General features: G+C 55.6%; 13 protein-coding genes. 5 read left to right on the top strand and 8 right to left on the bottom strand.

The window, feature by feature from the left end:
• Nucleotides 1–29 precede the first annotated feature (29 nt).
• Together UF64_RS10345 and UF64_RS10350 are read left to right on the top strand one after the other, a co-directional pair.
• Nucleotides 30–293, top strand: coding sequence for an exodeoxyribonuclease VII small subunit (locus UF64_RS10345; RefSeq protein WP_044828501.1), 264 nt, complete (start codon nucleotides 30–32; stop codon nucleotides 291–293).
• Between the two features lie 31 nt (nucleotides 294–324).
• A complete protein-coding gene (locus UF64_RS10350) occupies nucleotides 325–1218 on the top strand; it encodes a polyprenyl synthetase family protein (RefSeq protein ID WP_235285029.1) in 894 nt (297 codons plus the stop codon).
• A gap of 24 nt (nucleotides 1219–1242) precedes the next feature.
• Here UF64_RS10350 and UF64_RS10355 read toward each other — a convergent pair whose 3' ends face one another.
• Nucleotides 1243–1983 carry a hypothetical protein gene (locus UF64_RS10355; protein ID WP_044828503.1) on the bottom strand — a complete coding sequence of 247 codons (741 nt, stop codon included), beginning with the start codon at nucleotides 1981–1983 and terminating at the stop codon, nucleotides 1243–1245.
• Between the two features lie 146 nt (nucleotides 1984–2129).
• Between UF64_RS10355 and UF64_RS10360 the strand changes: the two genes are divergently transcribed.
• Nucleotides 2130–3092, top strand: a complete 963-nt coding sequence (locus UF64_RS10360; protein ID WP_152630666.1) for a hypothetical protein — start codon at nucleotides 2130–2132, stop codon at nucleotides 3090–3092.
• A 101-nt stretch (nucleotides 3093–3193) separates the two neighbouring features.
• On the top strand, nucleotides 3194–5113 hold the full coding sequence (gene dxs / locus UF64_RS10365) for a 1-deoxy-D-xylulose-5-phosphate synthase (protein WP_044828505.1): 1920 nt from the start codon (nucleotides 3194–3196) through the stop codon (nucleotides 5111–5113).
• Nucleotides 5114–5176: 63 nt separating this feature from the next.
• Here dxs and UF64_RS10370 read toward each other — a convergent pair whose 3' ends face one another.
• The 7 genes from UF64_RS10370 to dctP all read right to left on the bottom strand — a co-directional run bounded on the left by UF64_RS10370 (nucleotide 5177) and on the right by dctP (nucleotide 12992).
• A complete protein-coding gene (locus UF64_RS10370; protein ID WP_044828506.1) occupies nucleotides 5177–5965 on the bottom strand; it encodes an SDR family oxidoreductase in 789 nt (262 codons plus the stop codon).
• Nucleotides 5966–6065: 100 nt separating this feature from the next.
• Nucleotides 6066–6773: a YkgJ family cysteine cluster protein gene (locus UF64_RS10375; RefSeq protein ID WP_044828507.1), complete on the bottom strand. Its 708-nt coding sequence runs from the start codon at nucleotides 6771–6773 to the stop codon at nucleotides 6066–6068.
• Between the two features lie 236 nt (nucleotides 6774–7009).
• A complete protein-coding gene (locus tag UF64_RS10380) occupies nucleotides 7010–8536 on the bottom strand; it encodes a malonyl-CoA synthase (protein ID WP_044828956.1) in 1527 nt (508 codons plus the stop codon).
• A gap of 12 nt (nucleotides 8537–8548) precedes the next feature.
• Entirely contained in the window at nucleotides 8549–9865 is a 1317-nt protein-coding gene (locus UF64_RS10385; RefSeq protein ID WP_044828508.1) for a malonyl-CoA decarboxylase, read from the bottom strand.
• Entirely contained in the window at nucleotides 9865–11181 is a 1317-nt protein-coding gene (locus UF64_RS10390; protein WP_044828509.1) for a TRAP transporter large permease, read from the bottom strand. The genes UF64_RS10385 and UF64_RS10390 overlap by 1 nt, the downstream gene beginning before the upstream one ends.
• Before the next feature lie 12 nt (nucleotides 11182–11193).
• Nucleotides 11194–11883, bottom strand: a complete 690-nt coding sequence (locus UF64_RS10395; protein ID WP_200892668.1) for a TRAP transporter small permease — start codon at nucleotides 11881–11883, stop codon at nucleotides 11194–11196.
• Between the two features lie 101 nt (nucleotides 11884–11984).
• The gene (dctP, locus tag UF64_RS10400; protein ID WP_044828510.1) at nucleotides 11985–12992 is read right to left on the bottom strand and encodes a TRAP transporter substrate-binding protein DctP; all 1008 of its coding nucleotides are present in this window, start codon (nucleotides 12990–12992) and stop codon (nucleotides 11985–11987) included.
• Between the two features lie 316 nt (nucleotides 12993–13308).
• On the opposite strand from dctP, the gene UF64_RS10405 reads away from it, so the two are divergent.
• Nucleotides 13309–13986, top strand: coding sequence for a GntR family transcriptional regulator (locus UF64_RS10405; protein WP_044828511.1), 678 nt, complete (start codon nucleotides 13309–13311; stop codon nucleotides 13984–13986).
• Nucleotides 13987–13993 lie beyond the last annotated feature (7 nt).

A 13993-nucleotide genomic window follows, 5' to 3' on the forward strand; every position in this document is an offset into this window, starting at 1 on the left:
TCCGCGCCGATCAAAGAAATGGAGCATACATGTCCGAGGCTACTGCATCTCCCGCAATTCCTGAAGATATCGCGAAACTGAGTTTCGAAGAGGCGCTTGGGCAGCTTGAGACCCTTGTGCGTCAGCTTGAACAGGGGCAGGTCGGCCTTGATGATGCCATTGCGTCCTATGAACGCGGTGCGGCACTTAAGCGCCATTGCGCGGACAAGCTGCGCGCTGCTGAAGAGCGCATCGAAAAAATCACCCTGAATGCGGATGGCCGCCCGTCGGCAACCCCGACTGAAATTGAATAGGGCGATTGCCCCCTAACTTTCGGAGACCGTCGTGAGTTACGACTTGCTTGCCGGACTGAGTGCGGCGTCTGCTGATCTGGGCGAGACGCTTGACGGGATTCTGCCCCGTGCCAATGGCCAGATTGAACAGCGCCTGTATCAGGCGATGCGTTATTCCACGCTGGGTGACGGCAAACGTTTGCGCCCGTTTCTGGTGCTGAGCTCGGCCGGTTTGTTCAAGGTTTCACGTCGCTCCGCACTGCGCGTTGCAGCAGCCGTTGAGATGGTGCACAGCTATTCGCTGATCCATGATGACCTGCCAGCGATGGATGACGATGATCTGCGTCGCGGCAAGCCGAGCTGTCATAAGCAGTTTGACGAGGCGACCGCGATCCTGGCCGGTGATGCGCTTCTGACCCAGGCGTTTGAAGTGCTGGCCGACGAAGATACCCATCCGGATCCACGTGTTTGCACCGATCTCGTCCGTGCGCTTGCCCGTGCGGCAGGCCCGTATGGCATGGTCGGCGGGCAGATGATTGATCTGGCTGGTGAAGGACAGTCTTTTGATCAGGCGCAGGTCACGCATCTGCATTTGCTGAAAACCGGGCGGATGTTTGCCTTTGCCTGCGAAGCCGGTGCGATCCTTGGCAAGGCACCCAAAAGCATTCGTCTGGCCCTGCGATCCTATGCCCATGACATGGGACTGGCCTTCCAGATCAAGGATGACATTCTTGATGTCGAAGCAAGCAGCGAGGAACTCGGCAAGACGGCTGGCAAGGATGCCGATCAGGAAAAGTCGACTTTCGTGAAGCTGCTGGGCCTTGAGCAAGCCCGCGAACAGGCCCGTATGCTGTGCGATCAGGCGATCAATCACCTCAACTGCTTTGATGATGAGGCCGAGCCACTGCGTGCTGTGGCCCGTTTTGTCGTTGAACGCGGCCGATAGAAAATGATTCTTCGCTGACCAGTGCTAGCGTTTTCTGAAGCTTATGACAATTACGCCATCTGACAAGTCATCGGCCCAGCGACCGTCGCAAACCGATATCTGATGTTCGCATCGCTTAGTTAGTTTTTTCCCAATAGGGTCGGTGTAGGAGATTAAGAAGCTAACATTTATGGTGGAGGCGGTCGGTGTAACGTCCTCATCTATTTTTTGCTTCATCGCCCTATAACCTAGAGCTAAGCAAGCGAATGCTAGAGTAGGGTCAATAATAAACGGGACAGTGACAAGATCGTCTGTAGAGGGCTTGATGTAGTCAATATATGCTGATGACTGATTGGGATTTCTGAAACCACCTACCGTTTTGCCATTGGCCTTTATTTGTGCCCCCCAATTGTCTTGGATAACCTCCAAGCGTTCTCCTATATTCTCAAATATTTCGTGTATCTGTCTGTAGATCTCTTCAAGATCGAGCACAGTTTCAATGCTGAGATCATGTGCGCTGCCTGCGCCTGTGTTTCGCATATGGAATTGGTATTCTGTAGAGCCTCCGTTCAGATATTTAGCGGCTTCGGATGGTTGCTCCCAAAAAATGTCTTTTAGCGCAGACTCATGCATCGCGATTTGGAAAACTTCGTCAGCAATTCTTAAGTTTGGACTGAATTGATACTTAAGCTGTTTGAGCACTAAGCGAACCGAATATGCCGATACTCCGGCTGCAACCGCTGCCGCACCAGCACTAATTATCTGGGCCCAATCAACAAAGGTCATTTGATCTCCGAAAAGGTTCTAACGTCTCGAATATTCGCTCATCGGCTAAGTTTTAACAATTGGACGGTTTTTGGCATAGATTTCTTGCTTAGCTTATAAAGCCACATTCTATACAGTTACATATTCTAGCTTTAGAGGTTGCTGATTTGGCAAGTTTATACACAGCCGGTTTTCGCGACCGGCTGTTTGACAAGGACCCGTTTCCGCTTGCGATCTGGTATCCGGCAACAGATCCGGAAAGTTCGGTGCGGCTTATGGGCGTGGCATCCAGTGCGGCGCGCGGGGCGGATTTTGCCGGTGATGGTCCGTTTCCGATGGTGCTGTTTTCGCACGGTTCGGAAGGGCATCGGTTCAATCAGTTCTGGTTGGCGGAATATCTGGCGCGCAGGGGATATATCGTTGCGGCCCCGCAGCATCATGGCGATAATTACCTTGATGCGTCCGAAGCCCGGCAATTGGCGATTATCGAGCGCCGCCCGCAGGAAATGCGGATGGCCCTTGATTTGCTGTTGGCGCATTCCGAGATCGGGCTGCAGATTGACCAGGGTAAAATCTATGCCCTTGGCCATTCAGCGGGTGGGGCGACCGTGCTTAAGCTGGCCGGGTGGGATTTTGATGCCCAGGCTTGGCAGGATTACTGCGAAATCAATTCCGAGACGGACCGGGTGATTTGCCAGCACGCGCCAAGCGATGATCACATTGACCGGCTGCATAATGTTTATGGTGGGCCGGTTGTGTCTGAACGCGATGACCGGATTGCTGCCATTATCGCGATTACGCCGGCCTTCGGGGTTGCTGCCACCGACGCGGGGCTTGGCGATATTGATGTGCCGATGCTGTTTGTCGAAGCCGATACCGATGAAATCCTGCATGACCATGTTAACGCTGCTCACTTTCGCAGTCTTTTGCGCGGGCGGGCGAAGTTCGTGAAGGTCAAGGGGGCGGGGCACTATTCCTTCTTGCCGAAATGCACCCCATATATTGCCGAGAACTTCGGCTATTTGTGCCGGGATTTCGGTCAGGATCGCGACACCATTCACCGCACGGTGGAGCAAGTGATCCACAGGTTCCTTGAGCGTGTAAAATCAGGTGAAATTCAGGGTCGCTAAATCAGTCGAACCCCGCTATTTTACGCAGCTTGCAACATGGCGCCATAACAGTCACCCTGTTGTAACCAACGCCATATAAAAACTTGAAAATCGAGATCGGAATGAGCACGACCTCCAAGACCCCGCTGCTGGATACCATCAACACCCCTGACGAGCTGCGCAAATTGCAGCCTGCCCAGATGAAGCAGGTGGCAGACGAATTGCGCGCCGAGGTGATTGATGCCGTATCGGTCACTGGCGGCCATCTTGGCGCCGGGCTTGGTGTGGTCGAGCTGACCGTTGCGATCCATTACCTGTTTGATACGCCCCATGATCGCGTGATCTGGGATGTCGGTCATCAGTGCTATCCGCATAAAATCCTGACCGGGCGACGTGATCGCATCCGCACGATCCGTCAGGGCGGCGGGCTATCTGGTTTCACCAAGCGGTCCGAGTCTGAATATGATCCGTTCGGGGCCGGGCATAGCTCCACCTCGATCTCGGCCGGGCTTGGTATGGCGGTTGCCAATCAGCTGTCTGATGACAAACGCAAGAACGTGATTGCGGTTATTGGTGACGGCTCGATGAGTGCCGGTATGGCCTATGAGGCGATGAACAATGCCGCTGCTACCGATCAGCGCCTGATCGTGATCCTGAACGATAACGACATGTCGATTGCCCCACCGGTGGGATCTATGTCGGGTTATTTGTCGCGCCTGATTTCGGGTAAGGGTTATCAGGGCCTGCGCAATGCGGCCAAGGGCCTGACCAAACATCTGCCGCGTCAGATCGAAGAAGCTGCGCGCAAGCTTGAAGAATATACCCGTGGCATGGTGACCGGCGGGACCCTGTTTGAAGAAATGGGCTTCTTCTATGTCGGGCCGATTGATGGTCACAACATGGATCATCTGTTGCCGGTTCTCAAAAACGTTCGCGATGCCGATGTTGATGGCCCGATCCTGATCCATGCGGTGACGCAGAAGGGCAAGGGCTATGGCCCGGCGGAAAATGCTGCCGACAAGTATCATGGCGTTGCCAAGTTTGATGTTGTGACTGGCAAGCAGGCCAAGCCGACCCCGAATGCGCCAAGCTACACCAAGGTGTATGGCGAAACGCTGGTCAAGCTGGCCGAGAAGGACGAGAAAGTCACCGCCATCACCGCCGCCATGCCATCGGGCACGGGGGTCAACATCTTTGCCGATCATTTCCCCGATCGCGCCTTTGACGTCGGGATTGCCGAACAGCATGCCGTGACCTTTGCCGCCGGGATGGCGTGCGAAGGATACAAACCGTTCTGCACGCTCTATTCGACCTTCCTGCAGCGTGGCTATGACCAGGTTGTTCATGACGTTGCGATCCAGAACCTGCCGGTGCGTTTCGCGATGGACCGTGCCGGTCTGGTCGGTGCCGACGGGGCGACCCATGCCGGGGCGTATGATATTGCCTATCTCGGCTGTCTTCCGAACTTTGTTCTGATGGCCGCTGCCGATGAGGCGGAGCTTGTTCATATGACCACGACCGCCTGGGCGATTGATGATCGGCCATCTGCGTTCCGCTATCCTCGTGGCGAGGGTGTTGGCGTTGAAATGCCAGCTGAGGGTAAAGTCCTTGAGATTGGTAAGGGTCGCGTCCTGCGTGAAGGGGGCAAGATCGCCATCCTGTCTTATGGCACGCGTCTGGCCGAGGCGATGCTTGCTGCCGAAGACTTGGCAGCACGGGGCTTGCCTGCGACGGTTGCCGATGCGCGCTTTGCCAAGCCGCTGGATCACGAACTGATTGCCGATCTGGCGCGCAATCATGAAGTCCTGATCACCATCGAAGAAGGCTCGATCAACGGCTTTGGCGCGATGGTCCTGCAGCATATGGCAGGGCAGGGATTGCTTGATAACGGCCTTAAGATCCGCACCATGGCGTTGCCTGATGCGTTGATTGATCACGACAAGCCGGAAATCCAGTACGAGAAGGCCGGGCTTGATGCCAAGGCCATCGTCAAGACCGCCCTTGGCGCGCTTGGCATGAGCGAGAGCAAGGCACGCGCTTAAGCGCTTCGAGTGTTCTCGGAAAGTTAGAAGGCCGGTTGTCGCAAATGATAACCGGCCTTTTCGTTATTCGGCATAAATCATCTTGTGGGTCATGCCGCCATCAATCCGCATGGTTTCACCGGTCATGAAGCCGGACATGTCCGGATCAAGCAGGAAACTGACGGCTTGGGCGATGTCTTTGGGCGTGCCCACCCGGCTCACAGGGTGCTGGGATTTGTCTGTGTCGCTATGATTGGGTTCGGTTTTGTTGGCCTTTTTCTGCCAGTCACCGACTTCGATCCAGCCCGGAGCAATGGCATTGACCCGGACATCACCGGCAAGACTTACGGCAAGCGCATGGGTCAGGGCGACGATGCCGCCCTTGGAGGCGGCGTAGGATTCCGTATTGGCCTCTGACTGGAAGGCGCGGGTGGAGGCGATATTGACAATCGCGCCCTTGGTCACACGCAGATGCTGTGTCGCATGTTTGGTGGCCAGGAACACACCACCCAGATTGACATTGATCACGCGTTGCCACTGATCCCATTCAAGGTCTTCGATACCGGGCGCATGCGGATCGGCAATGCCGGCATTATTGATCAGGCCATCAATCCGGCCAAACCGGTCAAAGCATTGCTGCACGGCAAGTATGATGTCGGCCTCGGTCGCGACGTCGCCTTTAAGGAGCAGGGTGCGGTCGCGTTCATCGTCCGTCAGGCTTGCAAGTGCCTCTTCGCCCGCATCGGCATCAAGATCAAACATCGCGACCTTCCAGCCAAGACCGAGAAGATGCTTTGAGATACCAAGGCCCAAACCCTGGGCCCCGCCGGTGACAAAGGCCACGCGTGGTGCTTGTGCGGACGGATGTTGCATGTCTGCCCCATGTGTTGTGATGCAAGGTCAGGTGGATACCCGACCCATAAGGAACGTTCGGGAAATGGTCTTGTTCGCGCGAAATTGCAAGGCGAAGTGTTCAGGCGGCTGTTGCGCCGTTTTCAAGCCGATCCAGCAAGGCATGGACAAAACCTTCTTGCCGATCATCAAGACCGCGCCGGGTGGCGAGTTTTTGCAAGGCCTCGGTCGCCTCGATATGCAGGCGGTAATGGCCGGAATCCTGATCAATGCGCGTGGTTTGCTGTGCGCTATCGCCAAAGACCATGGCGTGACAGAGACCGGCATCGGCTGAGGTAAAGGCGCGGCAGGTCAGCGGGCGAAGCTCATAAATGCTGCAACGATCATTTTCATCCAGAAGCGGGCAGCGTGCGCGGACTTCGCTGGTTTTGGTGAATTGTTCGATTTCGTGCGCGGCAGTCTTCAGACGATCCAGCAGAGCCAGCTGTTGCGGTTCGGAAAAGCTTGCCTGAATGTGAGCGGCGATCAGGTCGGTAACACCGGGCGGGACACTGACAAACAGGTGGCAACAGGCACTGCATTGATCGCGGCATGCACGTGGGGTCGGATTGGGGAAGCTTTGGCGCAGAAGGGTGGATACCTGCTCCAGCATCGCCATGGTGGCCCGGGCGGCGTCGGCAAGCGTGTCTGCAGCATCAAGGGTGCGGTCAAGCTCCGTTCGGAAATTGGCAAACATCTGCTCGTAACGACGGGATGCCTCGGCAGTCAGGGCACCGGTCTGAGCGATGTTGTGCGAAATCCGGTCTATGGCGTCATCAAGCTTCGTCATCAATGCCAGTTACTCTCGTTCTGGTATGTCGGACTAGCCTGCAGTGTGCTCGTTATTGTTTTTCTAATTTAGCATCTTTGGCGTTAGTTCCCTAATAATTACATAAACTTATACGTCAGTTCAATTTGGTGCGGTTGGCGCAAAAAAAACCGGCCAGATAAATCCGGCCGGGAAGTCGGGTCGAAAAGACCCGTGGGTGCTGCGGGTTAGGCAGCGGGAGTTTTGGCTGCAACGCGTTATGCAGCAGGGGAGGTAAAGGTATCCTCGTATTCCTTGCGCAGCTGGGCCTTCTGGATTTTGCCCATGGTGTTGCGCGGCAGTTCCTTGATCACCCAGATGCGCTTGGGCACCTTGAATTTCGCAAGCTTGTCCTGGGTGCGTTTGATGATGGCTTCGGGGTCGGCCTGATCACCATTGGCAGCGACAATCACACCGGCAACGGCTTCGCCGAAATCAGGATGTGGCAGGCCAAAGATTGCGACTTCATCGACCTCGTCATATTCGGCAATGACTTCTTCGACTTCCTTGGGATAGACGTTAAAGCCACCGGAAATGATCAGGTCCTTGTCACGGCCAACGATGGTGACATAGCCGTCTTCGCCAATGGTTGCGAGATCGCCGGTGATAAAGAACCCGTCAGACCGGAACTCGGACGCGGTTTTTTCCGGCATCTGCCAGTAGCCTTTGAAAACGTTCGGGCCACGGACTTCCAGCACGCCGATTTCACCAGCGCCCAAAACGTTGCCGTCCTTGTCACACACGCGTGCCTCGATCCCCGGCAGGGTCGGGCCAACCGCACCCGGACGGCGTTCACCATCAAGCGGGTTGGACGTGTTCATACAGGTTTCGGTCATGCCATAGCGTTCAAGGATCTTGTGACCGGTACGTTCAAAGAACGCATCATGGGTTTCGGCCAGAAGCGGGGCGGAGCCTGAAACGAACAACCGCATGTTAGCGGTAACATCCTTGGTAAACTGCGGATGAGAAAGCAGACGGGTATAAAAGGTCGGAACACCCATCAGCACGGTTGATTGCGGCAAACGTTCAATCACGTCATCTGCATCGAATTTCGGAAGCAGGATCACCTTGCCACCATTCATCAGCATGATGTTGATGGCAACAAACAGACCATGGGTGTGGAACAGCGGCAGGGCGTGCAGCAACGTATCACCCGGCTTGAAGCCCCATGCCTGATGCAGGGTCTTGGCGTTTGAGCCCAGATTGTTATGGGTCAGCATCGCGCCCTTGGACCGGCCCGTGGTGCCAGATGTATACAGGATGGCGGCAACGTCGTCCTTGTCGGCTGCGACAATGTCGGTCATTGCGGTGGCGTTGGCGGCCTCGTCATTCAGGCTGCCATCGCCGTTTGAACCAAGCGACAGGACAGCAGCGACATTATTCTTGCTACCCAGTTCCTTGGCCGCATCGATATGGGCCGGACGGCAGACAAAGACGCGCGGGGCGGCATCACCCAGAAAATAGGCGATTTCGTCACCGGTATAGGCGGTGTTAAGCGGCAGATGGATGGCACCAAGCTGCAGGCAGGCAAGATAAAGCGCGATCACGTCTGATGATTTGTCGACCTGGGCTGCGACACGGTCGCCCTTGACCACACCGTGGGCGGCAAGGACGGATGCATAGCGCCCGGTGCGATCAAGAAGCCAGGCGAAGCTGCGCTCCGTACCATCGCGTTCGATCAGGAAAGTGCGGGATTTGTCGGCCGGAAAACGGTCCAGAAATGTTTGAAGAAGATTATCTGACATGGTCATACCTGTTTAAATTCCGGCAAGCTGTGCGACGGATTTCGATGTGGCGATCTTTCCGTCATTCATCAGTGCTTCGTGGTTTTTCTCGATATCATCAAGGTGGTAGGCGTAATTCACCATCATACCGCCAGCCTGACGAAGGCCCTTGTCCGACGTATCGCCAAGCCAGTTAAGGCGTTCAAGCTGTGCACCATTGCCCAGATGGAACCGCGCGGTGGGGTCGAGCGGTGATTTGCCGCGCTTGCACGTGGCGAGATAGGTCGCACACAGTGCCAAGGTCGGCTTTTTGAGGTTCGCGACCTTGACCGGATCACTGACCCAGTCATGTTCGCTAAGCCCTTCAAGGACCTGACCTGCAAGATCGGCATCGTCGGCCTTGCTTTTCTGACGGGTGCGCAACCAGCCCATGAAGCCCGGAATGGGCGACAGGGTGGCAAACTGTTTAAGCTGCGGGAATTCGCGTTTGAGTTCCTCGACCACCTGTTTGATCAGGAAGTTGCCAAAGGAAATCCCCTTGAGCCCGGCCTGACAGTTGCTGATCGAATAGAAGATCGCAGTGTTGGCGGTCTCCGGTGCCTTTTCGTCAATTTCCGGGGCCAAAAGCGCCTGAACGCTATCGGCCAGTCCATGCACCAAAGCGACCTCAACAAAGATCAGCGGATCATCAGGGATCGCCGGATGGAAGAAGGCAAAGCATTTCCGGTCGGTCGCCAGACGGCGTCGCAGATCTTCCCAGCCCTGAATTTCATGTACCGCCTCATAGCGGATCAGTTTTTCAAGGATGGCCGCCGAGGTATCCCAGTCAATATGACGCAGTTCAAGGAAACCACGGTTAAACCAGCTGGTCAGCAGATGCTGCATGTCGGCATTGAGCGGCTCAAGATCGCGATTGTTCTTGAGAAGCCCGATCAGGGTTTCCCGCATATCGACAATCGCGCGTGTACCACCCGGTGCCATGTTGATCTTGCGCAGAAGTTCCTGACGGACCGGCTCGGACGTCTGGGTGAGGACCGCAAGGTTGGCTTCGGACGGATCCTTGGCAAAGGCCTCGGCCGCCTTGGAAACCTTGGTGCGGTCTGCACTGAAGTCGTTCTGCATCATCTGGAAGAAGGCCAGGTTGTCTTCTTCCGGCAGGTTTTCCCAAAGACGAACCACTTCGCGGGCAACCGCGGTACCACGTGCCTCACCTTTCTGCGAGACAAGGTCCTTGCACATGGCACCGAGCTGCTTGAGCGGCTCCTGCGGGGTCGAGATCGGCAGATCAAGCAGTTCACGACCACGGTCGGCAATGCTTGAAAGCCAGCTTTTGACAGACATGCCTGACATTAGCGTCCTCCGATGATGGTTTCCGGAAGCCAGGTGGCGATCTGCGGGAAGAAGCAAAGAATGACGATTGCCGCGATCATGCACATCACATAAGGGAACGCGCCCTTAAGGATGCTTTGCAGACGGATGTCCGGGGCAATGCCATTGATCACATAAAGGTTCAAACCAACCGGCGGGGTGATCAGGCCGATTTCCATGTTGATGGTCAGGATCACTGCAAACCAGTAGGGATCGAAACCGGCATTGATGATCACGGGCAGAAGGATCGGTGCGCTCATCAGGATCACGGCAACCGGCGGCAGGAAGAAGCCACTGATCAGCAGGAACACATTGATGAAGCCCATCAGGACCCAACGGTTGACCTCAAGGGCTGAAATCCACTGCGCGATCGACTGGGTGACCAGAAGCGACGACAGCATGTAGCTAAACAGGCCCGCAGCCCCGATGATGAGCAAGATCATCACCGATTCCTTGGTGGTGTCACGCATGACATTCCATAGCTGGCCCGGTTTCCACATGCGATAAATGATCATCGCTGTGATCAGGCAGAACAGCGCACCAACACCAGCCGTTTCGGACGGGGTGGCAACACCGCCATAAAGGGCAAACAGAACAGCACCGATAATGACAAGGAAGGGCAGTACACGCGGAAGGATTTCAAACTTTTCCTTCCAGCTGTATTTGACCACACCAAGGGCCGCCTGGGCATTGCCCTGACGCCATGTCGAATAAAGCGACCATGCCATGAAGAGTGCCGTTACCAGCAGGCCCGGCAGAAGACCCGCCAGGAACAGACGCCCGATCGAGGTTTCCGTCGAGATGCCATAGACAATCATGGTGACACTTGGCGGGATCAGGATGCCAAGCGTACCGCCAGCTGCGATCGAGCCGGCTGCAACTGTATCGGGGAAGCCGCGTTCGCGCATTGCCGGAATGCCCATCTTGCCAATCGCGGCACAGGTCGCAGGCGACGAGCCCGACAGGGCGGAAAAGATGGCGCAAGCGCCCAAGTTTGAAATCACAAGCCCGCCTGGAACACGCGTCAGCCAGCGATCAAGAACCGAGTAAAGGTCACCACCTGCACGGGATGATGCAACGACCGCCCCCATCAGGATGAACATCGGGATGGCAAGGACTTCGAAGCTTTCGAGTTTGCCAAACAGGATTTCAGGCAGAAGCGGCAGCGATCCGGTGCCATCAAAGATGACGATAAAACCGATGCTGACCAGGATCAGGCCGATACCGACCGGAATGCCGGAGAAAAGAACAACTGTGGTCGCGATGCCAACAATGGCCGCAAGAAGCAAGGGATCCATGGTGCGGCCTCCTTAAAATGCGCCTTCGCGAATATCGAACGGGGTCGATCTGCGCGTGATGAGGGAAAGGAAATCGGCAACGAACTGCAAGAACAGCAAGCCAAAGCCAACCGGAAGGGCAGTAAACGGTTTCCAGAGCGGAACAGCCCAGATGGTCTCGGACAACCAGCCGCCTTCATAGGCTTCGATCACCAGTTCAAGACCGTAAAAGGCAAACATGGCCGAGATGCCCATGCCACACAGCAAGGTGACAATGGCAAGCGTCATGCGTGCGCCGCGTTTAAGATAAAGCGGCAGCAGATCGACATTGACGTGACCGCGCAGCAATTGGACATAGGGCAGACCAACAAGGGTCGCACCGATCATCAGGAAGATGACGGCTTCAGTCTGCCAGACGGTTGAGTCATTCAGCACATAGCGCATGAAGACCAACTGACAGATGATCAGCATGGCAATTGCAAACATCGAGGCCGAAGCAACGCCACACACGCGCGACAGGAAATGGATGGCGGCAATCACGCCATCAACCGGTCCTTTTGGATGATGCGCGTAGCGGTCTGCCTGTGCGGCATGATCGTCGATAGGTTCGACATCAGGCGGAGGCGGCATATCGGATTTAACGGAATGCGACGCACTTGGGGTCTGCGCGAAGTCATCGGGCAGATCAATGGGCAATGGGTGCGGGGACATGGCGTTGGACACGCGCGTACTCCTCTGACGGAACCGTGGTGTTATGGTCTGGTCGTGTTGGGAAAAGCAGGGTGGTGCCGTATCACCGGCACCACCATCACATCAGGCACGGATCACTTAACAGCGAGCGCCATGTCGAGGATTTCCTGACCGTTCGGGGTTTCTTCCACGAACTTGGCATAGGACGTTTTCATGGCGATCGCCTGCCATGCTGCAAAGTCCTCGTCAGTGAGATCAGCGATTTCAACACCGGCTTCCTTGAAGACTTCGACGCTGTCGGAGTCCTGCTTGCGGCCTTCGGTGGTGTAGTACTCTTCAGCGACCTTTGCGGCGGCTGCGAGGGCGTCTTTCTGCGCATCGTTGAGCTTGTCATAGCTGCGCTTGGACATCAGGACCGGCTGATACATGAACCAAAGGGCATTGCCAGCAGCCGGGGTGTAGCATTTGACCTGCTCGTAGATACGATAAGACACGAAGCTCGACGAGCTGGTGTTTGCCGCATCAAGAACGCCGGTCTGCATGGCCGGATAGATTTCCGAGCTCGGCATTGCGGCGATGGAGCCGCCAGCACCCTGAAGCATCTGTTCGAACGACTTGCCGGCTGCACGGATCTGCAGGCCTTTGACGTCGTCAGGCTTTTTGATGCAGCCCTTGGTCGATGCAAAGCCACCAGCGAGCCAGCCCTTGGCAACCGTGACAACACCTTCTTCGTTCAGCAGCTCTTCGATTTTAGCCATGAACGGGGATTCGTTGATGCGATTGGCGTGGTCATGGTTTTTAACCAGTGCCGGCATCAGGGTCAGGTTTGCAGCCGGAACGCGACCACCGGCATATGCCAGCGGATACACGATCATATCAAGCTGGCCACGCGTCATCGGGGTCCACTGTTCCTTCGCCTTGAACAGGGAGCCGGACGGGAAGATCTGGATTTCCAGATCGACGTCAGCAGCTTTGACTTCGTTTGCAATAATCTCTGCAACCTTGTGACGGATGTCGCTGGTCGACCACTGGTGAGACAGCTTGAGAGTCTCGGCACCAGCAGATGCGGACATGCCAAAGGCAGCAACAGACATGGAGATGGCGGCGACGGACGCCGTAAGAGTCTTTTTGAAAATCTTCATCTTTTCCTCCCGGATGAAGCATGCGTTTTAAGTGCATTGTGACGGCTTTTGCGCGTCTTTTTATTGATGCGGTCTTCGCATTGGTTAAAAGCGTTACAGATTTCTGGCATGCTGTCCATGCAATTTTGTATACCAGAAGGGCATTTTGCAGTGCCACAAATCCGCGCCCTAGTGTTTGCCGGGGAATCTCGGAAAACTGCCGCTGAACTTTTGCATCGCAGCAGGAAAACTTCGCAAAGCAGCATCGAAAAGGCTTTGATTGGTACCAGAATATGTGTTCTGGTATACCAGTAAGGGATGATGAATGAGGGCGCACATGTCGCAAAACGGAAAGCTTGCCACCGATCTGGTCCAGAAACTTGAACGCGATATCGTGACCGGTGTGCTCAAGCCCGGCGACAAACTTGATGAGCGTTCTTTGAGCGAGCGTTTTGGTGTGTCTCGCACGCCAGTTCGTGAAGCATTGCAAACCCTTGCCGGGTCAGGGCTGGTTGCGACCATGCCGCGCCGGGGCACCATTGTTGCCTCTATCACCGTTGCCGAATTGATCGAGATGTTTGAAGTCATGGCCGAGTTGGAAGCCATGTGTGCACGTCTGGCTGCGCGCCGTATGCCGCGGGTTGATATCGAAAACCTGATTGCGCTATCGGACGAATGTAACGCGCTTAAGGATCATGCGGATGCCGATGCCTATTACGAGGCCAATGTCCGCTTCCACGAGGCAATCTATGCCGGATGTCGTAACAGCTTCCTGGAGCGTCAGACCAAGAATGTCCGTAACCGGCTGGCACCCTATCGTCGCTTGCAGCTGCATCGTCCGGGGCGTTTGAAAACATCCAATAATGAACATGCCGATATCCTGAGTGCCATTTCCAATGGCGAGGCGGATACCGCTGGCAAGCTGATGCAGCAGCATGTGGCGGTACAGGGCGAATCGCTTAATGATCTGCTTGCGATTGTGCCGCGCGGGTACCTTGAGCCGTTGGCCAGCTAATTCCCGT

The organism is Thalassospira sp. HJ, from assembly GCF_000948415.1.
GTDB lineage: Bacteria > Pseudomonadota > Alphaproteobacteria > Rhodospirillales > Thalassospiraceae > Thalassospira.

Bases quoted from the DNA above. Each gene is read 5' to 3' on its own strand.
- UF64_RS10345 (WP_044828501.1), top strand. From the start codon at position 30: ATGTCCGAGGCTACTGCATCTCCCGCAATTCCTGAAGATATCGCGAAA.
- UF64_RS10355 (WP_044828503.1), bottom strand. From the start codon at position 1,983: ATGACCTTTGTTGATTGGGCCCAGATAATTAGTGCTGGTGCGGCAGCG.
- dxs (WP_044828505.1), top strand. From the start codon at position 3,194: ATGAGCACGACCTCCAAGACCCCGCTGCTGGATACCATCAACACCCCT.
- UF64_RS10370 (WP_044828506.1), bottom strand. From the start codon at position 5,965: ATGCAACATCCGTCCGCACAAGCACCACGCGTGGCCTTTGTCACCGGC.
- UF64_RS10375 (WP_044828507.1), bottom strand. From the start codon at position 6,773: ATGACGAAGCTTGATGACGCCATAGACCGGATTTCGCACAACATCGCT.
- UF64_RS10380 (WP_044828956.1), bottom strand. From the start codon at position 8,536: ATGTCAGATAATCTTCTTCAAACATTTCTGGACCGTTTTCCGGCCGAC.
- UF64_RS10385 (WP_044828508.1), bottom strand. From the start codon at position 9,865: ATGTCAGGCATGTCTGTCAAAAGCTGGCTTTCAAGCATTGCCGACCGT.
- UF64_RS10390 (WP_044828509.1), bottom strand. From the start codon at position 11,181: ATGGATCCCTTGCTTCTTGCGGCCATTGTTGGCATCGCGACCACAGTT.
- dctP (WP_044828510.1), bottom strand. From the start codon at position 12,992: ATGAAGATTTTCAAAAAGACTCTTACGGCGTCCGTCGCCGCCATCTCC.
- UF64_RS10405 (WP_044828511.1), top strand. From the start codon at position 13,309: ATGTCGCAAAACGGAAAGCTTGCCACCGATCTGGTCCAGAAACTTGAA.